22 protein-coding genes and 1 pseudogene are annotated in these 25,728 nt (G+C 37.3%); 20 read left to right on the top strand and 3 right to left on the bottom strand.

Features of this window, described 5'->3' with window-relative positions; translation table 11 throughout:
* The first annotated feature begins 17 nt into the window (after nucleotides 1-17).
* Genes ABKA15_RS05875 through ABKA15_RS05865 form a run of 3 tightly spaced genes read left to right on the top strand, consistent with a single transcriptional unit; the run spans nucleotide 18 to nucleotide 6,019 of the window.
* Complete coding sequence (locus tag ABKA15_RS05875) at nucleotides 18-1,769, top strand: glycosyltransferase family 4 protein (protein ID WP_049513586.1); 1,752 nt, start codon at nucleotides 18-20, stop codon at nucleotides 1,767-1,769.
* Entirely contained in the window at nucleotides 1,766-3,526 is a 1,761-nt protein-coding gene (locus ABKA15_RS05870) for a rhamnan synthesis F family protein (protein WP_049513585.1), read from the top strand. The genes ABKA15_RS05875 and ABKA15_RS05870 overlap by 4 nt, the downstream gene beginning before the upstream one ends.
* Before the next feature lie 33 nt (nucleotides 3,527-3,559).
* Nucleotides 3,560-6,019 (top strand): alkaline phosphatase family protein, encoded by a 2,460-nt coding sequence (locus ABKA15_RS05865; RefSeq protein ID WP_049513584.1) that lies wholly within the window; start codon nucleotides 3,560-3,562, stop codon nucleotides 6,017-6,019.
* 175 nt (nucleotides 6,020-6,194) lie between these two features.
* On the opposite strand, the pseudogene ABKA15_RS05860 reads toward ABKA15_RS05865, so the two are convergent.
* Nucleotides 6,195-6,554 (bottom strand): annotated as a pseudogene (locus tag ABKA15_RS05860) (transposase); the annotation flags it as partial.
* Nucleotides 6,555-6,720: 166 nt separating this feature from the next.
* The gene (gene mnmE, locus ABKA15_RS05855) at nucleotides 6,721-8,094 is read right to left on the bottom strand and encodes a tRNA uridine-5-carboxymethylaminomethyl(34) synthesis GTPase MnmE (RefSeq protein WP_049511970.1); all 1,374 of its coding nucleotides are present in this window, start codon (nucleotides 8,092-8,094) and stop codon (nucleotides 6,721-6,723) included.
* 354 nt (nucleotides 8,095-8,448) lie between these two features.
* On the opposite strand from mnmE, the gene rpiA reads away from it, so the two are divergent.
* From rpiA to ABKA15_RS05835, 4 genes are all read left to right on the top strand, one after another.
* Entirely contained in the window at nucleotides 8,449-9,138 is a 690-nt protein-coding gene (rpiA, locus tag ABKA15_RS05850) for a ribose-5-phosphate isomerase RpiA (RefSeq protein ID WP_049511972.1), read from the top strand.
* A 185-nt stretch (nucleotides 9,139-9,323) separates the two neighbouring features.
* Entirely contained in the window at nucleotides 9,324-10,133 is an 810-nt protein-coding gene (locus ABKA15_RS05845) for a purine-nucleoside phosphorylase (protein ID WP_049511975.1), read from the top strand.
* 183 nt (nucleotides 10,134-10,316) lie between these two features.
* Nucleotides 10,317-11,027 carry a purine-nucleoside phosphorylase gene (gene deoD / locus ABKA15_RS05840; RefSeq protein ID WP_049512281.1) on the top strand — a complete coding sequence of 237 codons (711 nt, stop codon included), beginning with the start codon at nucleotides 10,317-10,319 and terminating at the stop codon, nucleotides 11,025-11,027.
* A complete protein-coding gene (locus tag ABKA15_RS05835; protein WP_049511977.1) occupies nucleotides 11,027-11,782 on the top strand; it encodes a hypothetical protein in 756 nt (251 codons plus the stop codon). The genes deoD and ABKA15_RS05835 overlap by 1 nt, the downstream gene beginning before the upstream one ends.
* Before the next feature lie 58 nt (nucleotides 11,783-11,840).
* Here ABKA15_RS05835 and ABKA15_RS05830 read toward each other — a convergent pair whose 3' ends face one another.
* Nucleotides 11,841-14,018, bottom strand: coding sequence for an LTA synthase family protein (locus ABKA15_RS05830; protein WP_049511979.1), 2,178 nt, complete (start codon nucleotides 14,016-14,018; stop codon nucleotides 11,841-11,843).
* 239 nt (nucleotides 14,019-14,257) lie between these two features.
* On the opposite strand from ABKA15_RS05830, the gene ABKA15_RS05825 reads away from it, so the two are divergent.
* The 13 genes from ABKA15_RS05825 (at nucleotide 14,258) to pheA (ending at nucleotide 25,726) form a co-directional block, all read left to right on the top strand.
* Nucleotides 14,258-15,421 (top strand): class I SAM-dependent rRNA methyltransferase, encoded by a 1,164-nt coding sequence (locus ABKA15_RS05825; protein ID WP_049511981.1) that lies wholly within the window; start codon nucleotides 14,258-14,260, stop codon nucleotides 15,419-15,421.
* Entirely contained in the window at nucleotides 15,418-16,095 is a 678-nt protein-coding gene (gene aroD, locus ABKA15_RS05820; protein ID WP_350015319.1) for a type I 3-dehydroquinate dehydratase, read from the top strand. Before ABKA15_RS05825 ends, aroD begins: the two co-directional genes overlap by 4 nt.
* Nucleotides 16,085-16,939, top strand: a complete 855-nt coding sequence (locus ABKA15_RS05815) for a shikimate dehydrogenase (RefSeq protein ID WP_049511986.1) — start codon at nucleotides 16,085-16,087, stop codon at nucleotides 16,937-16,939. The genes aroD and ABKA15_RS05815 overlap by 11 nt, the downstream gene beginning before the upstream one ends.
* Nucleotides 16,940-16,949: 10 nt before the next feature.
* On the top strand, nucleotides 16,950-18,017 hold the full coding sequence (gene aroB, locus ABKA15_RS05810) for a 3-dehydroquinate synthase (protein ID WP_049511987.1): 1,068 nt from the start codon (nucleotides 16,950-16,952) through the stop codon (nucleotides 18,015-18,017).
* A gap of 33 nt (nucleotides 18,018-18,050) precedes the next feature.
* Nucleotides 18,051-19,217: a chorismate synthase gene (gene aroC / locus ABKA15_RS05805; protein ID WP_049511989.1), complete on the top strand. Its 1,167-nt coding sequence runs from the start codon at nucleotides 18,051-18,053 to the stop codon at nucleotides 19,215-19,217.
* Complete coding sequence (locus ABKA15_RS05800) at nucleotides 19,217-20,053, top strand: sulfite exporter TauE/SafE family protein (RefSeq protein WP_003042980.1); 837 nt, start codon at nucleotides 19,217-19,219, stop codon at nucleotides 20,051-20,053. Before aroC ends, ABKA15_RS05800 begins: the two co-directional genes overlap by 1 nt.
* The gene (locus tag ABKA15_RS05795; protein WP_049511991.1) at nucleotides 20,050-20,430 is read left to right on the top strand and encodes a DUF1634 domain-containing protein; all 381 of its coding nucleotides are present in this window, start codon (nucleotides 20,050-20,052) and stop codon (nucleotides 20,428-20,430) included. The genes ABKA15_RS05800 and ABKA15_RS05795 overlap by 4 nt, the downstream gene beginning before the upstream one ends.
* A gap of 9 nt (nucleotides 20,431-20,439) precedes the next feature.
* Complete coding sequence (locus ABKA15_RS05790; RefSeq protein ID WP_049511994.1) at nucleotides 20,440-21,546, top strand: prephenate dehydrogenase; 1,107 nt, start codon at nucleotides 20,440-20,442, stop codon at nucleotides 21,544-21,546.
* An 11-nt stretch (nucleotides 21,547-21,557) separates the two neighbouring features.
* On the top strand, nucleotides 21,558-21,896 hold the full coding sequence (locus ABKA15_RS05785) for a YlbF/YmcA family competence regulator (protein ID WP_049511997.1): 339 nt from the start codon (nucleotides 21,558-21,560) through the stop codon (nucleotides 21,894-21,896).
* A gap of 214 nt (nucleotides 21,897-22,110) precedes the next feature.
* Complete coding sequence (locus ABKA15_RS05780; RefSeq protein ID WP_049511998.1) at nucleotides 22,111-23,025, top strand: L-lactate dehydrogenase; 915 nt, start codon at nucleotides 22,111-22,113, stop codon at nucleotides 23,023-23,025.
* Nucleotides 23,026-23,143: 118 nt separating this feature from the next.
* A complete protein-coding gene (gene aroA, locus ABKA15_RS05775; RefSeq protein ID WP_049512000.1) occupies nucleotides 23,144-24,427 on the top strand; it encodes a 3-phosphoshikimate 1-carboxyvinyltransferase in 1,284 nt (427 codons plus the stop codon).
* A complete protein-coding gene (locus ABKA15_RS05770; protein ID WP_049512001.1) occupies nucleotides 24,420-24,896 on the top strand; it encodes a shikimate kinase in 477 nt (158 codons plus the stop codon). The genes aroA and ABKA15_RS05770 overlap by 8 nt, the downstream gene beginning before the upstream one ends.
* Entirely contained in the window at nucleotides 24,893-25,726 is an 834-nt protein-coding gene (gene pheA / locus ABKA15_RS05765; protein WP_186832702.1) for a prephenate dehydratase, read from the top strand. Before ABKA15_RS05770 ends, pheA begins: the two co-directional genes overlap by 4 nt.
* The last annotated feature ends 2 nt before the right edge of the window (nucleotides 25,727-25,728 follow it).

Raw genomic sequence — 25,728 nt, 5'->3', positions numbered from 1 at the left:
CAAAGCGAGGGCTTAATATGGTAAAGCGTATTTTATTTATCTCTCCAACTGGAACATTAGATAATGGAGCCGAGAAATCAATAACGAATTTAATGGTTTATTTATCTGAAATAGGCTATGATATTTACAACGTCTATCCTGAAAATGGGCACCCAACTCATGCAAGTTATGAAAGCAAGCTGTCGAATGTCAATGTTCATTTATTTCCACTATCTACGATAAAATGGTGGTGGGAAGAAGCACCAGGCGATCGTCTCTTTTCTAAGGAAGAAAGGGTAATATATTATCAAAAGAATATTAAAGAAATACGGGATATTATTGTTGAGCAAGATATTGATTTAGTTATTTCTAACACAGCAAATGTTTTTCAAGGAGCTGTAGCTGCAGCCTGTGAGAATATTCCACATTTTTGGCTTATTCATGAATTTCCAGAGAGAGAATTTCAATATTATACTAAAAAGATGAATTTTATTTTTGAGAATTCAGATAAAGTTTTTTCTGTACGAGGAAATCTAGCCCAAAAATTAGCTGCGCTAAACAACAATCCTGCTAATTTAGAAACATTTATTCCTTACACACAATTTACATCTGAAGTTTTGGGCAAGTCCAATCGAAGAAGAATCGTTTCAATTGGTGTCATAAATGAAAATAAAAATCAAATTGAGCTTCTCAAAGCCTATAAAAAACTGGGTCACTATGATATTCCATTAATTTTTATTGGCGGCTGGCAAAAAGAGTCGAAAGAAGAATGCGATGCTTTTATTGAGAAATATGAATTAACTAATGTCCAATTTTTAGGTTATAATGATCAACCATGGACAGAAGTGACAGACTCAGATATTTGTGTGTACACCTCTAAATCCGAAGCCTTTCCTCTTGTTTTTATTGAATCTATTTTAAGAGGAGTTCCTACAATAGTTTCAAATAATAATGGTTATAAATCAGTGAAAGAGTATTTTGGTGTAGGTACAACCTATCAGTTAGGAGATATTGATTCATTGGCTGATAAGATGGCAGATGTTCTTGAAAATTTCGATATAAATAAGAGGAATGCAGTTCTTGCAAGCGAGAGAGCTAAACAGCTTTATACACTTGATAAGTGTTATGATAATTTACTTGCACATATAGCATCTCTTTCAACAAGAACAGAAAAATCACTACAAGCTCTTAGCCCCCTGCTAGGAGAAACGTTGCCAAATCATTCCATACTGAATATAAAGAAGCAGCATATTACGATTTTTTATGCAGGGGCAGACGAAGAATTTTCGGAAACAAATAGTCTGAAATTCCCATTACAGTATGCAGATGAGCTTTATTTCCAGATACCACATGAAGCGGCTAGATTGAGAATTGATTTATCTGAGGTTCCCAATTATTATAAAAACGTTAGTCTAAAAACTTATCATAACCAAACAGAGTTGAAAGTTGCCTTTACAAACGGGCTCTTGCTTTCTAATGAATTGCTTTTCGGGAAAAATGATCCTCAGCTTCATTATCAGATTAATGATGTTGAGGATTCAGAATTTATTTTTTCGTATGAAATGAAAGATATTTTTGACCCTATGAAAGAAGGTTCAGTTTTGACTGAACTTTCAGAGGCGAATGAAGTTAACCAGAAATTGCTGGAGAACATTACGGATTTGGAAGAGCGCATTCACCAGTTAGAATGTAATTATCAAGAATTAGTTCATGAACACAATGCGGTTATAGGGAGCCGACGCTGGATAATTCCGACTAAAATTATTAACTTCTTTAGGAGAAGACAATGAAACGATTATTAATTTATGTTCATTTTAACAAATACGCCCATATCAGTCGACATGTATTTTACCAAATTGAACATATGCGACCTTTATTTGAAAAACTTATTTTTATTTCAAATAGTCAGTTAAGCCTATCTGAAGTGGAAAAACTTCGTGACAAAAAGCTGATTGATGAATTTATTCAACGTGAAAATACTGGCTATGATTTTGGAGCTTGGCATGATGGCATGGCTTTAGTCGGTTTTGATAAGTTGAAAGGATATGATTCAATTACCGTGATGAACGATACCTGTTTTGGTCCACTTTGGGACATGGAACCTATTTATCAAAGATATGAGTCCGATCCAGAAGTAGATTTTTGGGGAATGACAAATCATCAAGAAGTAAAACAAAGAAATCTGTTCATTAATGAGCATCTTCAATCTTATTTTATTTCTTTTAAAAAGAGACTCGTTCAGTCTACTGTATTTCAAAATTTCTGGCAATCGGTTGAAAATTATATAGATGTACAAAAGGTTATTGATAATTATGAGACCCAGTACACTAAGAAATTTGTAGATGCAGGTTTTAAATATCAGGCAATTTTGGATACAGTGCCTTTAAAGGATGACTTCTTCCATAGTAACTTCACAATTCATTATCCGCATGTTTTGTTGGAAAACCACGTTCCTTTTATTAAGATAAAAACGTTTGATTTAACTCAACATTTATCCCCTTACTTATTGCAAGAGATTGAAAAGGTATCAGATTATCCGACAGAATTTATTTTATCTCACATGTCTGATATGAGTTTACCAACACCTCCATATTTGCTTGATAGAAAAGTATTAAAAGATAATAAACTTCAGTATTCAAATCAAAAGAAAGTTGCGGTACATCTCCATACTTATTATGTGGATCTTTTGGAAGCATTTTTAACGGCTTTTGAAAATTTTCATTTTGATTATGATTTGTTTTTGACAACAGATTCTGAGAAAAAGAAAGCAGAAATTGAGAAGATTCTAACAGAACGTGGTAAGGTAGGCAAAATTTACATTACTGGAAATCGCGGTCGTGATGTTATTCCGATGTTGAAACTCAAAAAAGAACTATCAAAATATGATTATATTGGTCATTTTCATACGAAAAAATCTCCAGAGTATCCGCATTGGGTAGGAGATTCATGGAGAAACGAACTTTTTGATATGTTAATCAAACCGGCGGATAAAATTATGGCTAGTTTGGAAAGTGATGAACGGTTAGGCTTGGTTATTGCTGATATTCCAACTTTTTTCCGTTATACAAAGATTGTTGATCCGTGGAATGAGAATAAATTTGCAGATGATATGAATTTACTCTGGGAACGAATGAATATTAGACGATCTATAGATTTCAATCAATTAAATACATTTATCATGAGTTATGGAACCTTTATTTGGTTCAAATATGATGCTTTAAAGCCTTTATTTGATTTGAATTTGCAAGATGCTGATATTCCAGCAGAACCATTGCCACAACATACCATTCTACATTCTATTGAACGAATTTTAGTTTATTTAGCTTGGTCTCAACGTTATGACTATGCAATCTCTAAAAATGAGATTTATATCACTCCTTTTGTGGATAATATTGTTTTAAATATTCGTCCAGATACCTTACCAAATACCTATATAAATTTTGACAATATTGGTGGTATTAAAGGCGCTCTGAAATATATCTATCGTGGACCTGGTAGTGCTGTTAAATATTTGCTGAGAAGATTAAAAAGAAAAGTTACTTCGTGAAGGTTTTTAAATTAGTTTTATTAGATAATCGTTATGAAATTTTTAAATAAATATTATAGACAATTTAGTATATTGTTAATCAGCTTCTTATTTTTTAATGTAATAGGGGCTTGTTTAAATTTTATATTAGAAGAAAGTAAAAATATAACAATCAATTCATATCTAACGCTAGGCTTGTTATGTGTACTAGCAGTAGAAATATTTTTAGGATATGTTGTATCAAAACTTGTAAATAAAAAATTATATGCTTTTATATTATTTATTTATATTGGCTATTTAATTTTTTCTTACTTGCTAGAAATGTCTATGCATTTGACGGTACCTTCTTATAATTTATGTGATTTAAAAGCTAATCACTTTTTACAATATAATTCGCTAGTTTTTATTATTCCTACATTGTTGATAGCAATTATTTTTAAATATATTCCTAAATTAAATAATATAAAATTCAATAGGTTGAGAATTGATAATGAAAATCATGATATTTTAGAAACATTCTTTTTATCACAGATATTATTGAATTTCGTATTGTTAGATAGTAAAACATTAAACTTTCTTAAGCAGACTAGTTTTTTAAAGAAATTTATTGTTAATAATAAATTTCAAATAACCGATTACTTCGCTTTCTCTTTAATAGGATTACTGGTTTATTTAACGATTCTACTTATCATTCCTAGTTTTTTCTCAGTAAAAGCAATAAAGGATATTTGTAAAAATAAAGCTAGTTTTTCAGTTGCGAGCTTATTAAGTCTATTATTTGCGATTGTTTTTAATTTTACAATACAAAATAGTATAAGAGGGGATGCAGAATTTCGCCTTTCAACAGGAGCAACTCCATTTCAAATTATTATTTTCTTTGCTATTTTTTTGATTATCTATCTAATATTTAATCGTTTTTTAATTTCTACAATATTTATCTTATTAGTCATTAGTGGAGTGACAGTAGCAAGTAGCCTTAAATTCCAATTCCGCCAAGAACCGATATTACCTAGTGATATAGTTTGGTTAAAGGAGCCTAAACTACTATTAGAATTCATTAACGGATTTTCGTATATAGTGTATCTTTTACTAGGACTTCTTGTACTAGTAAGTTTGTATTATTTTTTCAGAAACAAAATATTAGCAAGTAAGATCATACAAAATTACAAATATCGTTTCTCTATTTTGATGTTAACTGTAATATTTCTAACCTCAATTGTAGGGATATTTGCAAATAGAAAAGACGGTAAAATTCAAGAAAACATACCTATAATTTCTGTTCTTAATAATTATGAAGATTTGAATTGGTATGGAAACACGATAAATGCTCGCTCTCGTTCACTTGCATTTGTTTGGTTATCGCAACTGTCAGATAGCACCATGTATAAACCTCAGAGTTATAGTGCCGAAAAAATTAAAGCAATTGAGCAAAAATATCAAAAAGCTTCTCAAATTTTAAATACAGAACGAACAAATAAGATAGAAGAACAAACGGTTGTTTACATATTGAGTGAAAGTTTTTCTGATCCTGCTCGTGTTGAAGGGGTTAAGCTTTCTCAAAATCCTATTTCAAATATTCAAGACATTAAGAACCAAACTACGAGTGGTTTAATGAAATCAGATGGCTATGGTGGTGGAACAGCAAATATGGAGTTTCAATCGCTAACCGGTCTACCATTCTATAATTTGTCACCTAGTATTTCTGTTGCTTATACAGAAGTTGTTCCTAAAATGAACAAATTTCCTGTCATTAGTGACCAATTTGAAGCCAAGAATCGCATTGCTATTCACTTGGCTGCTCCAACAAATTATTCTCGAAATGTTATTTATAAGTCTCTAGGGTATTCTAAATTTGTTAGTTTATTAACAAAGGGACTAGATGTTCATTATCAGGGAGTAAATTATAGTGATAGTTCTTCTTATCAATTAATTCTTGATAATATGAAAGATAGCCAAAATCAATTTTTCTCTGTTATGACGATGCAAAATCATTCTCCTTGGAAAGAAGAAGAACCAAATAATATTGAAGCTTCTAATTCAAATTTTTCTAATGAGGAAAATGACCAATTAACTAACTATACTCGTTTATTATACCACACAGATGTAGCCACAAAGGATTTTCTTGATCAACTTTCAAAAATAAATAAAAAAATTACCGTTGTTTTTTATGGAGATCATTTACCAGGGCTTTATCCACAGTCAGCTTTCAAAAATAATCCAGAGAGTCAATATTTAACAGACTATTTTGTGTGGAGTAATTATGAAACACCTAAATTGGACTATCCGATTGTAAATTCAAGTGATTTCACAGCTTTATTATTAGAACAGACCAATTCAAAAGTGTCCCCGTATTATGCTTTATTAACAGAAGTTTTGCATAAGGCAAGTGTTGGTAAAAAAAATTTGGATGCAGAAGGAAGGCAAATTGCAGAAGATCTGAAGCTAATCCAGTATGATATAGTGGCTGGGAAAGGCTATTTGTCAAAAGATTTTTTTAAAGTACATAGTGAGTAAAAAGCTGTAATAAGTAGCCCTACAAATCTCTATAGTTGGTTAAAAAATTATCTCTTTGTCAATTGTAGTGGGTTGCGCTAATCTAACATCAAGAGAGAACAAACTTGAACCGCACCCCAAAAGTTAGACAGAAAAAATCACGGCTCTTTGTCAACTGTAGTTGGTTGATGAAAAGCTAAGATTTAGAGAGGACGAGATTCGTTCTCTCTCTTTTGATGTTCAAAGCGATGAGAATGCGTTTCTTAAAGTTGTCAAAATTCCTGAATCCAAAAGCGTTTCGCTTGATGACCTTGATGAGATTGTTAGTCGCTTCTAGCTTGGCGTTGGAATAAGGTAGCTCCAAGGCGTTGGTAATCTTGTCTCTGTCCTTCCGGAAAGTCCGAAAGACGGTTTGAAAAATTGGGTGAACATCAGAAATAACCTCCTCCATCAAGTCAAAGAAATGATTAGTTTGCTTTCCCTGAAAGTGAAAAAGCAGGAATTGATAAAGTTCATAGTGTAGTCTGAGTTCATCCAAGTGGGTTTGTGATAAAATCGAATTTTCCCATATGGAGCTGGTTTTAAATTAAAGCCAGATGAACCTCTTTTTACTTAAAACGTTAAGAATTCTTTTTGCTGTATTCAGCAAAAAAACTCTATGATTCTACAGGAAAAACCTCAGAAATCATAGAATTTGATTGTTTTCGACCGAATTTGTCTATTTATTTTCCCAAACAAAATTGGCTGAAAAGTTGGCTAATGAGTTCATCAGGAGCGGCGTCACCTGTGATTTCACCAAGGATTTCCCATGTTTGGGTGAGATCCACTTGCACTAAGTCAACAGGCATTCCTAAATCCAGTCCCTCATTGACAGCGTGGAGACTTTCGACAGCTTTTTCAATCAGAGAAATATGGCGAGCGTTAGAGAGATAAGTAGCATCTTGTTCTACAATACCTGCATTTTCAAAGAAAAGTTGGTTGATTCGTTCTTCGATTTTATCAATATTTTGATTTTGGAGAACAGAAATCTTGATAAAGTCATCGGGAAGCTGGTCAACTTCAATCTTTTCTTCTAAGTCGGTTTTATTGAGCAGCAAGATACGATTGGTGTCTTGACTGATTTCTAACAGTTTGCGGTCTTGTTCTGTCAATGGCTCGCTTGCATTTAGCACAAGAAGCACAAGGTCAGCGTCTTGGAGCGCTTTTTTAGAACGTTCTACTCCGATTTGTTCGACAATATCATCTGTATCACGAATACCCGCAGTATCAATCAACTTGAGTGGCACTCCGTTGATGTTGACATATTCTTCAATGACATCGCGAGTGGTTCCAGCAATGTCCGTTACAATAGCCTTATCTTCACGGAGCAAGTTGTTAAGGAGACTAGATTTTCCAACATTAGGGCGACCAATAATAGCAGTCGAAATTCCTTCGCGTAGAATCTTACTGCGGCGAGCTGTTTTTAAAAGTTGAGTCAGCAGTTTTTCAAATTCAGCAGTTTTTTCACGCAACAGTTTGGTAGTCATTTCCTCAACGTCATCATATTCTGGATAGTCAATATTGACCTCGACTTGAGCCAGTGTGTTAAGAATTTCCTGACGGGTGTTGTTGATGAGGTCGGACAGAGAACCGTCCAGTTGCTTGACGGCGATATTCATGGCTTTGTCCGTTTTTGCCCGAATAATGTCCATGATAGCCTCTGCTTGCGTCAAATCCATGCGTCCATTGAGAAAGGCGCGCTTGGTAAATTCACCAGGTTCTGCCATTCTGGCACCTTCGCGAATAGCTAATTGGAGGATTTCGTTGGTCACAGCAATCCCTCCGTGGGTGTTAATCTCAATCACGTCTTCACGTGTGAAGGTTTTCGGAGAACGCATAGCTCCAATCATAACTTCATCTAAAATTTCGTTTTTTTCTGGGTCAATAATATGCCCATAATTTAGTGTGTGACTGGCAACCGTACTTAAATCTTTTCCTTTGAAGATTTTTTGAGCAATGGCAAAGCTATTCGTCCCGCTCAGTCTAACAATGCCGATAGCCCCTTCACCAAGAGGAGTGGAAATGGCAGCAATCGTATCAAATTCTTTGGTTATCATCAATTTAATCCTTATAATGTGTTTATGCAATCTATATTCATTGTAACGCAAAACAAGGTTAGTCGCAAGATTTTTACATACTATTTTTGTTCAAATAAGTTCATCATCTCTCTTTAATACAATAAAATAAATTTTAAGAAAGGTTCAATCATCATTCGGTTACTCGTTTGATATATCAAATTATGGCGGAGAAAATTTGGAATTTTTGGTGTTTTATAATCAAGAAAAATAGAATATTCGGATTTTAGAATATTTGTAAAAAAGGATCATTTAAAAAGAAAGTGGTTTCATTTTTGGGGTGCTAAAGTTGGCAAATCATGGTATACTAGAAGCAGATTGAATAAAGGAGCAAAAATGGAAAACCTCAAAAAAATGGCGGGAATCAAAGCTGCAGAATATGTGAAAGACGGTATGGTAGTTGGTTTAGGAACGGGTTCGACTGCCTATTATTTTGTGGAAGAAGTTGGACGGCGTATCAAGGAAGAAGGACTGAAAATAACAGCAGTTACAACTTCAAGCACAACGAGTGAACAAGCTCGGCGTTTAGATATTCCTTTGAAATCAATTGATGAAGTAGATGAAGTAGACGTGACCGTTGACGGAGCTGATGAGGTGGATACTGACTTCAACGGTATCAAAGGCGGTGGCGGCGCTCTGCTTATGGAAAAAGTTGTCGCAACTCCAACCAAAACCTACATTTGGGTAGTTGATGAAAGTAAAATGGTTTGTAAACTAGGTGCTTTCAAATTACCGGTAGAAGTCGTACAATACGGAGCAGAACAGCTTTTCCGTCGTTTTGAATATGCAGGCTATAAACCGTCATTTCGTGAAAAAAATGGGAAGCGCTATGTCACGGATATGCAGAATTTCATTATTGATCTTGACTTAGGCGTGATTGAAAATCCAGTCGAATTTGGGCAAAAGCTAGATCATGTAGTCGGTGTGGTAGAACATGGACTCTTTAATAAAATGGTGGATATGGTCATTGTTGCTGGAAGAAATGGTGTGCAAATTTTAAAATCAACCAAATCAAAAGGAGAATAGAATTTTATGTCACATGTTATTATATTTATGTCATTGTCATGGATTCAGTCCGAATTAGTGTTGCACTAAATGCTGATGTTCAAAAAGAATAAGAAAGATTAGAATATGCTCTTGAGAGTGGGACGTAATTGTGTCATTCAGCATTTTTCGAGTGAAAATTAAAAAAGATAAAAAAGGATAAAGATATGAATTTAATGGATAAAATTAACGAAACAGCACAGTTTTTAAAAGACAAAGGAATTACTGCACCAGAATTTGGTTTGATTCTCGGTTCTGGTTTGGGAGAATTAGCTGGTGAGATTGAAAATGCTGTCAGCATTGACTATGCAGGCATTCCAAATTGGGGTCGCTCAACAGTGGTGGGGCATGCTGGTAAATTGGTTTATGGCGACTTAGCAGGTCGGAAAGTACTGGCTTTGCAAGGACGTTTTCATTTTTACGAAGGCAATCCGATGGAAGTGGTGACCTTCCCTGTCCGTGTAATGAAAGCGCTAGGCTGTGAAGGTGTCATTGTTACCAATGCCGCTGGAGGGATTGGATATGGTCCAGGGACGTTAATGGCTATTTCAGACCATATCAATCTGACGGGACAAAATCCTTTGATTGGAGCAAATTTGGATGAATTTGGACCACGCTTTCCAGATATGTCTGATGCTTATACAAAAGCTTACCGTGAAAAAGCCCACGCCGTAGCAGAAAAATTAGGCATTGAATTGAAAGAAGGAGTTTATCTGGGTGTGACTGGTCCAACTTATGAAACACCAGCTGAAATCCGTGCTTTCCAAACATTAGGTGCAAGTGCTGTTGGTATGTCAACTGTTCCGGAAGTAATTGTGGCAGCGCACTCAGGCTTGAAAGTATTGGGAATTTCAGCTATTACAAACTTTGCGGCAGGTTTTCAAAGCGAGCTAAACCATGAAGAAGTCGTAGAAGTGACAGAACGTATCAAGGAAAACTTTAAAGGACTTGTAAAAGCAATCCTTGCAGAACTATAAAAAACATAAATGTAAAAAGAGTCGAAGATTGAGCTTACAATCACATCTCTTTCTGAACTCAACTAAAAACGAAAGGAATAAAACCCACACGCAATCCTTTCTGAGATGAATAAGCTCCTAAGAAAAGTTTTTTAGCGCTTGTACTTTTCAGTTTGGGTTTTTGACGGGCTTGGTATCTTACTTATGTCAATCCATATTGCAGCAAAACAGGGCGAAATTGCCGATAAAATTTTACTACCTGGAGATCCACTCCGTGCCAAATTCATTGCCGAAAACTACTTAGAGGACGCTATATGCTTCAATGAAGTTCGCAACATGTTTGGCTATACAGGAACTTATAAGGGGCATCGTGTTAGTGTTATGGGAACTGGAATGGGAATTCCGTCTATTTCTATCTATGCACATGAGTTGATTGTTAACTACGGCGTGAAACGTTTAATTCGTGTAGGAACGGCTGGTTCGTTGAATAAAGACGTTCATGTACGTGAATTGGTATTAGCGCAAGCAGCAGCGACAAATTCAAATATCATTCGTAATGATTGGCCTCAATATGACTTTCCACAAATTGCAAGTTTTCGTCTTTTAGATAAGGCTTATCACCTTGCCAAGGATTTTGGCATGACTACGCACGTTGGAAGTGTCTTATCATCAGATGTTTTCTACTCAAACTATGGTGAAAAAAATATTGAACTTGGTAAAATGGGAGTTCTGGCTGTGGAAATGGAAGCGGCAGCTCTTTACTATCTAGCGGCTCAATATAATGTCGAAGCACTTGGCATTATGACTATTTCAGATAGCTTGGTGAATCCAGATGAAGATACAACAGCAGAAGAACGACAAACGACTTTCACAGATATGATGAAAGTTGGCTTAGAAACGATTATTTCAGAGTGATGCTTGGAAATTTAGATATAAAAGAAGAAATAGTGTATGCTATTTCTCGCTATGATTATGCTCATGCCTATAAATTGGCTCAAAGACTGAACGATGCAGAATCAAAGCTAGTTGAACTTTTATATATCATGACAGAGCGGAGAGAGTTAAATATTCGCCCTGCTATGGAATATCAGTTGAAAATTAGAAATGATTTTCAACCTTTTTGTCATGATTCTGAGGAAGATGAACAATTAGCAAACTACCTGTATGACTTAGAAGCAAAGCTCAAAAACGAACAAGTGATTGATTTTATTCGTGCTGTTAGTCCAGCTATTTATCGGATTTTTATGCGTTTAATCAAGCTGGAAATTCCTGATATTGAATCCTACATTCATAATTCCAGAGAAGCGAGTTACGATCGTTGGAATTTTGAAAAGATGAAAAATACAGATCATCCTATTTTGAGTACTTTTCATGCTGAAAGTCCAGTTCATTCTTCTAGTCTAGCTAGCTTGATTTTACTGTTGGATTTACCAGAGCAAGTTAAAATCATGGTCAAAGAACTACGAAAGTTGGAGAAATCCGTTCGGAACCCATTAGCGCATTTAATTAAACATTTTGACGAAGAAGAATTGCATTCCACTACAGGTTTTTCTTCTCAATTTTTTATGGAAATATTGATTTTGTTGGCAAAAGCAACAGGTATTACTTATGACGAGGAGCAATTTTTCTTTGATCAAGTCAATCGAGTCATCAAAACATTGATAGATTGAGTGCTTTCTTTCATTATAAAATCCCATACAGTTCATTTTACTTGTATGGGATTTTTGGTTATTTAGAAGAAGAGCTGGATTCTTCTGTTGATGAGGAAGAAACGCTACTTGTTGATTCAAATTGTTCAGGGTGAAGAGCACGATAGCTTGGGGAATTAAACAGATCAACAGTTGAATTACCACCTCGTTTGCTATAAAGACTTGTAGATTCATCACCTTTTTTCTTTTCAATAGATAATAATGATTTAAGTGAGTTGGTATAAGAATAGTTCTTAGGATTCACTTTTCCTAAATCATTTCCAGTATAGAAGCGAAGCAAGTCTCCGGTTTGAATCAGGTCACTCATTTTCAACTGCTCATTAGTTGTGTTGCGGATTTTTTCCAATTCTGCCTTAGTTGTTTCATCTGGATTGGTAATTTCTTCTCCTGTTTCTGTGTAGTAAGTACGTCCACTATAGCTAGTATACTTAGGAGTTACGAAATAGTTTGATGAACGGAAGGCAACGGTTTGCTGATGTTTTGGAGAGAGTAAATCTTGACCAACTTGTAAGTATTGTTTAGAGTCAATACCGAGCAAATGTTCCAGAGTAGGTAAAAGGTCAACTTGCCCGCCATAGGTATTAATGACTTTTCCTTTTGTCATACCAGGAATAACAACCATATAAGGAACTCTTTGGAGCATGGCATTGTCGTAGCTAGACCAAGTTTCAGAGTTTTTGCCTAGTAATGGCGCCAGCGAGGGATTCCGTGAATTGGAAATACCGTAGTGATCACCATAAAGAACGATGATTGAATTCTCATAAAGACCAGACGCTTTTAAGTAGTCAAAGAATGATTTAACGGCAGAATCTAGATAATTGGCCGTTGCAAAATAACCATTGATTGTTTCATCCTTAGTCGAAGCAAGTGGGAAACCAGTCTCGTCTCCAATCAAGCTAGTTGTATAGGGATAGTGATTAGAAACGGTGATATATTTTGCATAAAATGGTTGTTGCAAATGTTCAAGATATTTAATAGAATCTTTGAACATAATCTTATCATTCAAGCCATATTGGAATGAATTTGTTTTGTCTTGCTTAGAGAAGTAAGAAGAATCGAAGAAATAGTTATATCCCCATTGTTTGTAGGTGGTATTTCGATTCCAGAAACTACCAGCATTTCCGTGGAAAACGGCACTAGAATTATATCCATTTTTTGAGAGAATATACGGAGCAGCTTGCTGCGTGTTTGTTCCACCATAGTTTACCATAAAGGACCCCTGATTGAGACCAAATAAACCAGTTTCTAGCATGGTTTCTGCATCAGATGTTTTTCCGGCTTTTACTTGATTAAAGATATTAGAAAAAGCAAAAGTTGAGTTGGAATGATATAGTGAGTTGAGGAAAGGTGTTACTTCGAATTCTTTGCCATCAGACTTTAATTTATAATCAATCAGGAATTGTTGGAAACTTTCTAAATGAAGATAGATGACATTTCTACCTTTAGCAATTCCGTAATACTCTTTATTTGGCTCGGCATAGTGTGACTTGACGTATTCTTCAACTGGTTTCAAATCTTCAGCACTTGCTTTGGAGCGTTCTTTGTTGGCGCTATATGTCTGATTAGCACTATAGCCAAGAAAGGCTGGCAAGCCTAAAGCGCGGACAACATAATAATTAGAGAAGCCGCGTGTCAATAACTCTGGACGGTCAACTTCTGCTAAAAAGAGATTGGCTGAAAAAAGCATACTGGACAGAGCAGTAATTGCAAAGCTAGCTCGCTTGTTGAATGGCCGATCGTCTAAACGGATCCATTTTTTATAAAAAAGAAAACCTAAGATTGGAAAATCAATGATGTAAATCAAATCTCCAGGGCGGAATAATTCAAGCGCAGCCTCTCCTAGACCAGCCGAGACACTACTTGAAGCGAGCATGGTATTGACAGTAACAAAATCACTAAACTCGCGATAATAGATAGAGTTTGAAATGAGCCAGACAAATAATAAAATGTAAAGCGCAACTGCTAGAATATAGAAAACTTTGGTGCGCTTAATATAAAGTGCCAGTCCAATCAACAGCAATCCCAATGGAAGGGGATTGAGAATCGCGAGAAAGACTTGATAGGCACCCTGAATATCAAGATTAAAGTCAACAGAATAAGCCCACATGGTTTTCAGCCAATAAAGGGTCAGTAAGGTCAAGACAAAACCTAGTCTTGTACTCATGAAGTTGAGTATCTTCCTAGTCATAGTTTTCACAAATATATACTTCCTTGTCTTATTTCCTAAAATTTTCACTACTAAGTATAACATATTTTTGATTTAAGTTGGTAATTTAAAATGTTGCATTTTCTTTTGCTAGATAAAAAACAGAGAAAGGATTTTTATCCATTGAGAATAAATAGAATTTTTACGTATGAACGCATTTTTTGCAATCATTTTGTAATAAGTAGTACATTTTTTTGAGAAAATTCATAACATTTGATATAATAGAGCTTATGAAACAGCTTACGATTCCTTCTTATACTGAAGAAAACATAAAAAAAGGACGATTTGTTTTAGAAAAACAAGATTTTCCTTCACTTTCTTTTCATCATCAAGTCGTAGAATTGGTAAACGCAAAAGGAAATTTTGTAGGCATCGGATACTTATCGGAGCAAAACAAAGGGATTGGGTGGTTTATTTCACATAAGAAAGTAACTTTAGATGTCTTGTTTTTCTGTCAGTTATTTCAGTGTGCGAAAGAAAAGCGACAAGTTTATCAACAATCAAAAGAGATAACAGCTTACCGCCTTTTTAATCAAGAAGGAGATGGTTTTGGTGGGTTGACAATAGATTTGTATCAAGAATATGCTGTTTTTTCTTGGTATAATCTCTTTGTTTACGAGATTAAAGATACTATTGTTCAAGCATTTCAGCAGGTTTTTCCAGAAGTTACAGGAGCGTATGAGAAAATTCGTTTCAAGGGTTTGAGTGTTGAATCTGTTCATTTATACGGGCAAGAAGCGCCAGCATTTTTCCCAATTTTGGAAAATGGCGTTCGTTATAAAGTATTTCTAAATGATGGATTGATGACAGGAATTTTCCTTGATCAGCATGAGGTGCGTGGTAGCTTGGTAGACGGTCTAGCAGCTGGCAAGTCGCTGTTAAATATGTTTTCCTACACGGCAGCTTTTTCGGTTGCGGCAGCGATGGGAGGAGCCAGTCAGACAACCTCCGTTGATTTGGCAAAACGAAGTCGTGAGCTATCTGAAGCCCATTTTAGAGAGAATAATCTTGACTTAAGCAATCATACATTTTTTGTGATGGATGTGTTTGAGTACTTTAAATATGCAAAGCGACATAGTCTGACCTATGATGTGATTGTTTTAGACCCGCCGAGTTTTGCAAGAAATAAAAAACAAACTTTTTCAGTGGCTAAGGATTATCATAAGTTAATTGCTCAGTCTTTAGAAATTTTAAATCCCCAAGGGATTATCATTGCTAGTACAAATGCTGCGAATGTTTCGCGTACTAAGTTTAAAAAAGAAATTGAAAAAGGTTTTGCAGGAATGAAGCACCGTTATTTGAAAGAATACGGTTTACCAGCAGATTTTACTTATAATAAAAAAGATGAAAGAAGTAATTACCTCAAGGTATTTACCATTAAGGTGAACAAATGAAATTAGTCGTATCAGTGATGCCGAAAAATTTAGAGGAAGCGCAGAATATTGATAGCTCGCGTTATGATGACGCGGACGTTATTGAATGGCGTGCGGATTTTTTAGCAAAAGATGATATTTTGACCGTTGCACCTGCTATTTTTGAAAAATTTGCTGGTCGTGAATTGATTTTCACTTTGAGAACAATTGGCGAAGGTGGAAATATTGAATTGACGGATGATGAATATATTTCTACCATTAAGGAAATCTCAACGATTTATCAGCCAGACTATATTGATTTTGAATATTTTTCTCACAAAAATAGATTTGAGGAAATGTTGGATTTTCCAAATCTTGTTTTGAGCTATCATAATTTTAAAGAAACGCCTGAAAATATGATGGAAATTTTATCTGAATTGACCAGTTTGACACCAAAAGTGGTGAAAATTTCTGTTATGGCACGTAGCGAGCAAGATGTGTTGGACTTGATGAACTATACGCGTGGTTTTAAAACCTTAAATCCAGATCAGGATTTTGTAACGATTTCCATGGGTCAAATTGGAAAGATTTCGCGGATAACAGCAGATTTGACAGGCTCGAGTTGGTTATTTGCAAGCTTGGATGAATCCAGTGCGCCAGGTCAAATTTCTCTTACTAATATGAAGCAAATTCAGGAGATTTTGAATGAAAATTGACGGCTATACTCGTTTAGTGGCAGTTGTCGCCAACCCAATCAAACACAGTATTTCTCCTTTTATCCATAATGCAGCGTTTGAGCAAACGGGCGTTAATGGAGTTTATGTGGCTTGGGAAATCTCACATGATGACTTGAAAGCAACTGTTGAAAATATTCGTCGTTACGATATGTTTGGAATCAATTTGTCTATGCCTTATAAACAGGCTGTGATTCCTTTTTTAGATGAGCTCACGCCGGCTGCGCAGATGATTGGGGCGGTGAACACTGTCGTGAATCAAAATGGAAAATTGATTGGTTATAACACAGATGGCAAGGGATTTTTTATGAGCTTGCCTTCTTTTGTCGTCAAGGGTAAGAAAATGGTCATGCTTGGAGCTGGTGGGGCAGCGACAGCGATTATTGTGCAGGCTGCTTTAGATGGTGTTGATGAGATTTTTGTGTTTACGCGCCATTCTTCTTTTGAACGCGTTTCGCAGAAAATGAAGGAAATTCAGCAGAAGACTGCAGTGAAGATTTGGGTATTACCTTTAGAAAATCAAGAATTATTGCAAGAAAAAATTAACATTTCTGCTTTATTGGTCAATGGGACCAGTTTAGGTATGGACGGTAAGGCTTTACCGATACCAAGCAGTATTCGTTTACCACATTCACTTCTTGTGGCAGATGTGATTTACCAGCCGTTTGAAACCCCATTTTTAAAATGGGCAAAAGGAAAAGAAGTTGAAGTAGTGAATGGCTTGGGAATGTTGTTGTATCAAGCAGCAGAAGCATTCAAATTGTGGACAGGAAAAGAAATGCCAACTAAAGAAATTTGGCAGACATTGGAAAAAAAGTACAAATAAGGAGTTGCCTATGAAATTAAATGTGAATATCCCCAATCATCCTTACGATATTGTCATTGAAAAAGGGACTTTAGCTAAAGCTGGAGAATGGTTGGCAAGTTTATGGTCAGCTCAAAAGGTCGTTGTCATCACAGATAATCATGTGGCAAGTCTGTATGCTGAAACGGTTAAATGTAGCTTAGAAGTTGCCGGCTTTGAAGTGTTTGTATTTGATTTTCTGGAAGGGGAAGCTAGTAAAAATTTAACAACGGTCAATAAAGTTTATGAATTTCTCGCTAAAGTAGGGATGACCCGCAGTGATGGTATTGTTGCCTTGGGTGGCGGTGTGGTCGGTGATTTGGCTGGCTTTGCAGCTTCAACTTATATGCGAGGCGTTCATTTTGTACAGATACCGACGAGTTTGACAGCTCAGGTAGATTCTTCGATTGGTGGGAAAACAGGAGTCAACACGCCGTGGGCTAAGAACATGGTGGGTACTTTTACTCAGCCGGACGGAGTTCTGATTGACCCAGATGTTTTAAAAACTTTAGGACAACGTGAATTGATTGAAGGCATGGGAGAGGTCATCAAGTATGGTTTGATTGAGGACGTGGAGCTATGGCAGGAACTGTCTGACATGGATGGTAGTCCAGAATCCATTTTGGAGCATGCAGAAAGTATCATCTATCATTCTTGCAATGTCAAACGAAAGCTAGTAGTGGAAGACGAACTTGACAATGGTGTGCGCCTTTATCTAAATTTTGGACATACGATTGGCCATGCAGTGGAGGCGACTGCTGGTTATGGCAAAGTCATGCACGGAGAAGCCGTGGCTATTGGCATGGTTCAAGTAGCATACGTAGCAGAAAAAAAGGGGCTGATGCCTAAAGGAATTACCACAGATATTGAAAAAATGTGCTGTAAGTTTGGTCTTCCGACCGATTATCAACCTTGGCGACAAGAAGAGCTCTATCATGCCTTACTTCATGATAAGAAAGCTCGTGGAAAGACAATCAAATTAGTCATTATTCCAGAATTAGGCAGGACTGCCATTCATCAGATCCCTTTAGAAGAGATGAAAGATTATTTAGAAAAGTAAGTGCTAAATAGCAACAACAGATGAGGTAATTAAATGAGATATTTAACTGCTGGGGAGTCACATGGACCGCGTTTGACAGCTATCATTGAAGGAGTGCCAGCTGGGCTTCCTTTGACAGCTGATTATATCAATGCAGAGTTGAAACGCCGTCAGGGCGGATATGGTCGTGGAGCTCGTATGAAAATAGAGAGTGACAAAGTGGAAATTACTTCTGGTGTTCGGCATGGGCGAACCATGGGGGGACCAATTACACTCAATGTGACCAATCTAGATCATCAAAAATGGTTGGACATCATGAATGTAGCAGATGTGGAGGACAAGAAAAAAGAGCTGCGCAAGATTACCAAACCTCGTCCGGGTCATGCAGATTTGGTCGGAGGTATGAAATATCGTTTTGATGATCTGCGTAATTCATTGGAGCGCTCTTCTGCGCGTGAAACGACCATGCGGGTGGCGGTGGGAGCAGTTGCTAAGCGTCTCTTAGAAGAAATCGGAGTTGAGGTGGCTAGTCATGTCGTGACTTTCGGTGGTATTGACATTGAGATACCTGAAAATCTGACCATTTCTGAAATCAAGAAACGCGCTCGTCGGTCAGAAGTTTCGATTGTCAATTCAGAGCAAGAAGAAGAAATCAAAGCCTATATTGATCAGATAAAGAAAGATGGCGACACGATTGGTGGAATTGTTGAAACCGTTGTCGGTGGTGTGCCAGTTGGGCTTGGTTCCTATGTTCAATGGGATAGAAAACTAGATGCTAAAATTGCTCAAGGAGTGGTTTCTATCAATGCATTTAAAGGTGTGGAATTTGGAGTTGGTTTTGAAGCAGGGCGGCTTAAGGGCAGTCAAGTGATGGATGAAATAATCTGGTCTAAAGAGGATGGATTTACTCGTCGCACCAACAATTTGGGCGGTTTCGAGGGCGGTATGACCAACGGAGAACCTATTGTAGTGCGCGGAGTGATGAAGCCGATTCCAACTCTCTACAAGCCACTTATGAGCGTTGATATTGAGACACATGAGCCTTATAAGGCAACGGTGGAGCGAAGCGATCCGACAGCTCTGCCAGCTGCTGGTGTTGTTATGGAAGCTGTTGTTGCAACAGTGCTTGCAACTGAGGTTTTGGAGAAATTCTCTTCGGATAATCTGGAAGAATTAAAAGAAGCCGTTCAACAATACCACAATTATGTGAAAGGATTTTAATGCTCACCTATATTTTTACAATGACTTTGGTCGGAATTTTTGCAGGAATTTTGGGAGCTTTGCTAGGACTTGGAGGTGGAATTGTTATTACGCCTGTGCTGACTCTTTTATTTGGGGTGGACATCAAGTATGCAGTCGGAGCTTCTATTATTGCGGTTTTAGCAACCAGTTCAGGTTCTGCGATTGCCTATCTCAAAGATGACATGCTCAATCTGCGCATTGCCATGTTTTTGGAAATTTTCACAACTTTAGGAGCTTTTGTAGGCGCAATGTTATCAGTAATAACAGATTCTCAAGTCCTTTTCTTACTTTATGGCGCTCTCATGCTCTTTCAAGCATTTAATATGTACCAGAAGATTCATGACAAAAAGGACAATCAGAGTGTGAGTCACAATGATGCTATCGCAGAGAAATTAAATCTCGGTGGTGAATATTTTGACAAAGGTCTCAATCAAACAATCAAGTACCAAGTGACCAATGTCCCTGGTGGCTCTGTTGTCATGTTTTTTGCTGGTGTTATGTCGGCGCTTTTAGGAATTGGTGCGGGTGCTTTCAAAGTATTGGCCATGGATACTGTTATGAAAATGCCCTTAAAAGCTAGTTCAGCGACTTCTAACTTTATGATGGGAGTGACAGGAACGGCTTCAGCTATCTTTTATCTTTTTGTAGGGCAAATCAATCCGGTATTGGTTACGCCAATCGCCTTAGGTGTTTTAGCAGGTTCTTTCATCGGAAGCCGCATCATGCCTTATGTGCCTGTAAAAGTATTGCGCTGGATTTTTCTAGTCGCTTTATTAGCTTTGGGTGTGCAGATGTTTATACGAGGTATGCAATGACAGATAAAATGCAAGAAGAAAAAGAGCAGCTAGATTTGGTCATGGGAAAAATTCTTCGCATAGGGATTTTTCTCTCCATTCTTTTTATGTTTATTGGCTTGGTTCTTTACCTTTTTAGTGGTCAGCAGGTCATTTCTTTAAAAAATTTGGAACAGTTTAATCCAGTTACCTATGTAAAGAGTCATTCCATTTTTGATGCAGTGACGTTTATGTTGCTGGGGGCTTTTATGCTTATTTTGACACCGATTTTTCGAGTGATTTCAACATTTATCATTTTTGTCAAAACAAAAGATAAAATGTATACGATTTTCACAGCGATTGTTATGGTTATTATTTTAGTGTCGATTGTTCTGGGATTTATTGTTGAGCCAAAGTAAGGAGTAAGCATGGTAAAGAAAGTTATTTATATTGCGGGTCTTGGTTTGATTGGTTCATCAATCGCACTTGGAATTCGACGTGATCATCCAGACTATACTATATTAGGTTACAATCGTGGAGAAGAATCCCGAAAAATTGCCCTTGAAAAAGGCATGGTAGATCAAGTGACCGATCAGTTTGCTGAATTTGCTCCTCTGGCAGATGTGATTATCCTTGCTGTTCCTATCAAGCAAACCATTGAGTTTATCAGGCAATTAGCAACTCTAGATTTGAAAAAAGATGTGATTATCTCAGATGCAGGTTCTACCAAAGCTGAAATTGTAACTGCCGCTGAAGAATCTCTAAAGGAAAAAACTATTCGATTTGTAGGTGCTCATCCGATGGCTGGTAGTCATAAGTCAGGTGCTAGTGCAGCAGATGTAAACCTCTTTGAAAATGCCTATTATATTTTTACTCCGTCTCATTTGACGAAAGAAGGCACGATAGCAGAAATGAAGAATCTCTTATCTGGTCTGCATGCTCGCTTTATTGAGATTGATGCCAAAGAGCATGACCGGGTCACCAGCCAGATTAGTCATTTTCCGCATATTCTCGCTTCTAGTCTTATGGATCAAGCCGCTGCTTATATTCAACAGCACGAAATGACGCAGCATTTCGCTGCTGGGGGATTTCGTGATATGACACGGATTGCAGAAAGTGAACCGAGCATGTGGACTTCGATTTTATTGACAAATCCAGATGCCATTTTAGAGAGGATAGAGGATTTTAAGAAGCGATTGGATACTATTTCACTTGCTATTCAGAATAAAAATGAAGATGTGATTTGGAACTTCTTTCAGCATGGTCGCCAAGTGCGAAAAGCTATGGAAATTCATAAACGAGCAGGTGTGGATAGCTTTTATGACATTTTCATCAATGTTCCCGATGAAGAAGATGCTATTTTAGGAGTGTTGGAACTTCTAAGGGGAACATCCATTGTCAATATTCACATCAATGAAGAAAATCGCGAAGATATTAACGGAATTTTGCAAATCACCTTTAAAAATCGCGAAGATTTGGAAAAATCTGCTAAAATAATAAGAGAAAAGACACACTATCAAGTCTTTTTAGATTAAGGAGGAAAACTATGTCAAATATTTATGATTTAGCGAATGAATTAAGCCGTACTCTGCGTGACCTTCCTGAGTACAAAGCCGTTGTCGAAAGCAGAAAAGCAGTAGATGCTGATAGTGAAGCAAAGAACCTTTTAAAGGACTATCTAGCTTTCCAACAAGAACTGCAAGCTATGGCGCAATCAGGTCAAATGCCAACGCAAGAAGTGCAAGACAAGATGAAGTCGTTTGGGGATAAGATTCAAGGCAATCCTGCCCTGACTGAATTTTTCAATAAACAACAACAATTGTCTATTTACTTGGCTGATATTGAACGCATCATTTTTGATCCAGTTCAAGAATTGTTGAAATAAGGTTATGATTCAAGTTGATTCAAGATTTTGGTCAGCTTTTTATGTGCATGAAATCCATAGGAGAAGAAAGGATGCAATAAATGCGAGAGAATTTTCTGAATATTTCCACTAAATACTTGTTTTTTACTAATTTCTGAGTATAATGAAATGTATCAACTAGACAGATTTTCAGTTTAATGGTGAAGCTGAACGGTGTATTTTATGGAGGTGCTTTATGTCACGTAAAATTGCGATTATTGGTATGGGAAATGTTGGTGCCGCAGTCGCGCATGGTCTGATTGCGCAAGGAGCCTTTGATGATTATGTGTTGATTGATAAAAATGAAGCGAAAGTCAAAGCAGATGCACTTGACTTTCAGGATGCCGCAGCAAATTTGAATCATCACGCAAATATTATTGTTAATGATTATCAGGCGTTGGCAGATGCGGATGTGGTGGTGTCAGCACTGGGCAATATCAAATTACAAGATAACCCCAACGCCGATCGATTTGCGGAATTACCCTTTACATCTAAGGAAGTTCCTTTTGTCGCTGGACAATTGAAAAAAGTTGGATTTAAAGGGATTATCATTGTTATTAGTAATCCAGTAGATGTCATTACTAGTCTTTATCAACACTATACTGGTCTGCCTAAAGAGCGTGTTATTGGAACGGGAACGCTACTGGACACAGCTCGTATGAAACGTGCAGTTGGTGTTCGCTTTGGTGTCGCTCCTCGAAGTGTTTATGGCTACAATCTTGGAGAACATGGAAATTCTCAATTTACAGCTTGGAGCCAAGTACGGATAAAAGGACAACCGATTTCTACATTTGCTTCAGTAGAGGAGTTGGATGAAATTGCTCTAGAAGCCCTTAAGGGAGGGCATACCGTTTTTTATGGCAAAAAATACACATCTTATGGTATTGCGAGCGCAGCTATCCGTTTAGCAGTAGCCCTTGTATCGGATTCGCATGAAGAATTGCCAGTATCAAATTATTATCAGCCATTAGACACCTACCTGAGTTATCCAGCGATTGTAGGACGCGAGGGAATTCTTGAGCAAGTCAAACTTAGTTTAACGGAAAAAGAGGAAGAAAAATTAGCGTATTCTGCACAATTCATCAAGCAAAAATTTGCAGAAAGTTTATAATTTTAAGAGGGTGAGGAAAAGTTGAATTCAACGAAATGAAGCTTTTTCCCCGCTCTCTTTTGTTTCCCTCCTCTTTTTATGGTACAATATGTAAAAAGAATCAGGTATGAGGTTTTCTATGCAGTTACGTACAAATGCAAAGGGATTAGCTGGGTGTATTCGTGTGCCGGGTGATAAGTCTATTAGTCATCGATCGATTATGTTTGGTAGTTTGGCCAAGGGAGTGACAACGGTTCACGATATTTTGCGTGGTGAAGATGTTTTATCCACCATGCAAGTTTTTCGTGATTTAGGTGTTCAAATTGAAGATGATGGCAATGTAGTAACGATTCATGGAGTAGGTTTTGCTGGTCTTCAAGCGCCGACAAACAAACTGAATATGGGAAATTCTGGAACCTCTATTCGCTTGATTTCAGGTGTATTAGCTGGGCAGGATTTTGTGGCGGAAATGTTTGGTGATGATAGTTTATCTAAACGTCCTATGGATCGCATAACGATTCCTCTTCGTCAAATGGGGGTGCAAATCGCCGGGCGAACCAAGCGAGATTTGCCACCGCTCACTATTCATGGGAATAAGAACTTACAGCCCATTCATTATACCTTGCCTGTGGCGTCTGCTCAGGTTAAGTCTGCTTTGATATTTGCGGCTTTACAAGCTCAGGGCGAGTCTGTCATTGTGGAAAAAGAAATGACCCGCAATCATACAGAAGACATGATTAAACAATTTGGCGGTCAGATTTCTGTCAATGGAAAGGAAATCCGCGTTCAAGGCGGACAAGAGTTTACTGGACAGAATGTGCTGGTGCCAGGAGATATTTCTAGTGCGGCTTTCTGGATAGTAGCAGGACTTATCATTCCCAATTCTAAGATTATTTTGGGAAATGTTGGTATCAATGAAACACGAACTGGCATTTTGGATGTTGTCAAGGCTATGGGGGGGAATATAAACTTGTCCAATATAGACAGAGTTGCTAAGTCCGCCACCATAATGGTAGAGACATCTGAATTAGTCGGCACAGAAATTGGCGGAGAAATTATCCCGCGTTTAATTGATGAATTGCCAATCATTGCACTTCTGGCCACTCAAGCTAAGGGGCAAACGGTGATTCGTGATGCGGAAGAATTAAAGGTAAAAGAAACAGACCGTATCCAAGTTGTGGCAGATGCACTAAATAGCATGGGGGCTGATATTACTCCGACAGAAGACGGCATGATCATCAAAGGGAAAACGTCTCTTCACGGTGCTAAAGTTCATACATTTGGCGACCACCGAATTGGCATGATGACGGCTATTGCAGCTCTTTTGGTAAAGGACGGTCAAGTCGAGTTGGAGCGCGCCGAAGCTATCAATACGAGCTATCCAAATTTCTTTGATGATTTGGAGGACTTACTTCATGGCTAAGATTTTGATTGGTTTCATGGGGGCTGGGAAAACAACGGTTGCTAGCTTGATAGATGAAAATTTTATCGACATGGACGCTCTTTTGTCAGAGAGACTGGAAATGCCGATTAAAGAATATTTTGAGCAGTATGGCGAAGCAGCTTTTCGGCAAAAAGAAAGTGAATTATTAAAAGAATTGCTACAGTCAGACCAAGTCATCTCAACCGGTGGCGGCATCATCAGCAATGCTCAAAATCGCGAGTTGTTAAAGCAGAACGCTGAAAATATTTATTTAAAAACAGATTTTGAAACGCTTTACCAGCGTCTTGAAGAGGATCAAGAACACCAGCGTCCACTTTATTTGAACAATAGCAAAGCTGATTTGAAAAATCTTTTCGATCAACGTCGGGCTTGGTATGAAGAAGTGGCTACAAAAGTTATTGATGTGACTACTTTGACGCCAAAACAAATCGTGGAGGTGTTGCAATGAAAATTGGATTTTTAGGTCCGAAAGGGTCTTTTTCTCATCATGTGGCGCAAGAAGCATTTCCAACAGATACATTGGTGGCTTTTGAAAATATCACGGAAGTTGTCAAAGCCTACGAGACAGGAGAAGTGGATTATTCTGTAGTGCCAGTTGAAAATTCAATTGAAGGAAGCGTTCATGAAACATTGGACTACCTTTTTCATCAGGCAGCCATTCATGCTGTGGCAGAAATCGTCCAGCCAATCAAACAACAATTATTGGCAACGGCAGCTGATAAGCCAGTAGAAAAAATCTTTTCTCATCCGCAGGCAATTGCGCAGGGAAAAAAATATGTTCGCCAACATTATCCACAAGCTAAAATCGAAATGACAGCTAGCACAGCTTATGCGGCTCGTTTTGTGGCTCAGCATCCAGAAGAAAATTATGCAGCCATTGCGCCAAGGAGTGCAGCTAGTGAATACGGTCTGCAGATTATTGCAGAGAATATTCAAGAAATGGCTGAGAATTTCACCCGTTTTTGGTTGCTGGGACAGTCGATTCCGACTTTGTCATTATATCCTAAGGAAAAGAAAATAACGCTTGCTTTGACTTTGCCAGACAATTTGCCCGGTGCTTTATACAAAGCTCTTGCAACTTTTGCTTGGCGGGGAATTGACTTGACAAAGATTGAAAGTCGCCCGTTGAAGACCGCTTTGGGAGAATATTTTTTCATTGTGGACATCAATAATGAAAAAGAGGATTTAGTGTCATTTGCGATGAAAGAGTTAGAAGCGATTGGCATTACTTATAAAATTTTAGGAAATTATACCGTTTATACTATTTCAGAACAGTAGAT

It is taken from the genome of Streptococcus sp. KHUD_010 (assembly GCF_040207525.1).
In the GTDB taxonomy this organism is placed as follows: Bacteria; Bacillota; Bacilli; order Lactobacillales; family Streptococcaceae; genus Streptococcus; species Streptococcus hominis.
Note: the sequence above shows the minus strand (reverse complement) of the source record. Positions and strands in the feature narration are given on the sequence as shown.

Bases quoted from the DNA above. Each gene is read 5' to 3' on its own strand.
- ABKA15_RS05875 (WP_049513586.1), top strand. From the start codon at position 18: ATGGTAAAGCGTATTTTATTTATCTCTCCAACTGGAACATTAGATAAT.
- ABKA15_RS05870 (WP_049513585.1), top strand. From the start codon at position 1,766: ATGAAACGATTATTAATTTATGTTCATTTTAACAAATACGCCCATATC.
- ABKA15_RS05865 (WP_049513584.1), top strand. From the start codon at position 3,560: ATGAAATTTTTAAATAAATATTATAGACAATTTAGTATATTGTTAATC.
- mnmE (WP_049511970.1), bottom strand. From the start codon at position 8,094: ATGATAACCAAAGAATTTGATACGATTGCTGCCATTTCCACTCCTCTT.
- rpiA (WP_049511972.1), top strand. From the start codon at position 8,449: ATGGAAAACCTCAAAAAAATGGCGGGAATCAAAGCTGCAGAATATGTG.
- ABKA15_RS05845 (WP_049511975.1), top strand. From the start codon at position 9,324: ATGAATTTAATGGATAAAATTAACGAAACAGCACAGTTTTTAAAAGAC.
- deoD (WP_049512281.1), top strand. From the start codon at position 10,317: ATGTCAATCCATATTGCAGCAAAACAGGGCGAAATTGCCGATAAAATT.
- ABKA15_RS05835 (WP_049511977.1), top strand. From the start codon at position 11,027: ATGCTTGGAAATTTAGATATAAAAGAAGAAATAGTGTATGCTATTTCT.
- ABKA15_RS05825 (WP_049511981.1), top strand. From the start codon at position 14,258: ATGAAACAGCTTACGATTCCTTCTTATACTGAAGAAAACATAAAAAAA.
- aroD (WP_350015319.1), top strand. From the start codon at position 15,418: ATGAAATTAGTCGTATCAGTGATGCCGAAAAATTTAGAGGAAGCGCAG.
- ABKA15_RS05815 (WP_049511986.1), top strand. From the start codon at position 16,085: ATGAAAATTGACGGCTATACTCGTTTAGTGGCAGTTGTCGCCAACCCA.
- aroB (WP_049511987.1), top strand. From the start codon at position 16,950: ATGAAATTAAATGTGAATATCCCCAATCATCCTTACGATATTGTCATT.
- aroC (WP_049511989.1), top strand. From the start codon at position 18,051: ATGAGATATTTAACTGCTGGGGAGTCACATGGACCGCGTTTGACAGCT.
- ABKA15_RS05800 (WP_003042980.1), top strand. From the start codon at position 19,217: ATGCTCACCTATATTTTTACAATGACTTTGGTCGGAATTTTTGCAGGA.
- ABKA15_RS05795 (WP_049511991.1), top strand. From the start codon at position 20,050: ATGACAGATAAAATGCAAGAAGAAAAAGAGCAGCTAGATTTGGTCATG.
- ABKA15_RS05790 (WP_049511994.1), top strand. From the start codon at position 20,440: ATGGTAAAGAAAGTTATTTATATTGCGGGTCTTGGTTTGATTGGTTCA.
- ABKA15_RS05785 (WP_049511997.1), top strand. From the start codon at position 21,558: ATGTCAAATATTTATGATTTAGCGAATGAATTAAGCCGTACTCTGCGT.
- ABKA15_RS05780 (WP_049511998.1), top strand. From the start codon at position 22,111: ATGTCACGTAAAATTGCGATTATTGGTATGGGAAATGTTGGTGCCGCA.
- aroA (WP_049512000.1), top strand. From the start codon at position 23,144: ATGCAGTTACGTACAAATGCAAAGGGATTAGCTGGGTGTATTCGTGTG.
- ABKA15_RS05770 (WP_049512001.1), top strand. From the start codon at position 24,420: ATGGCTAAGATTTTGATTGGTTTCATGGGGGCTGGGAAAACAACGGTT.
- pheA (WP_186832702.1), top strand. From the start codon at position 24,893: ATGAAAATTGGATTTTTAGGTCCGAAAGGGTCTTTTTCTCATCATGTG.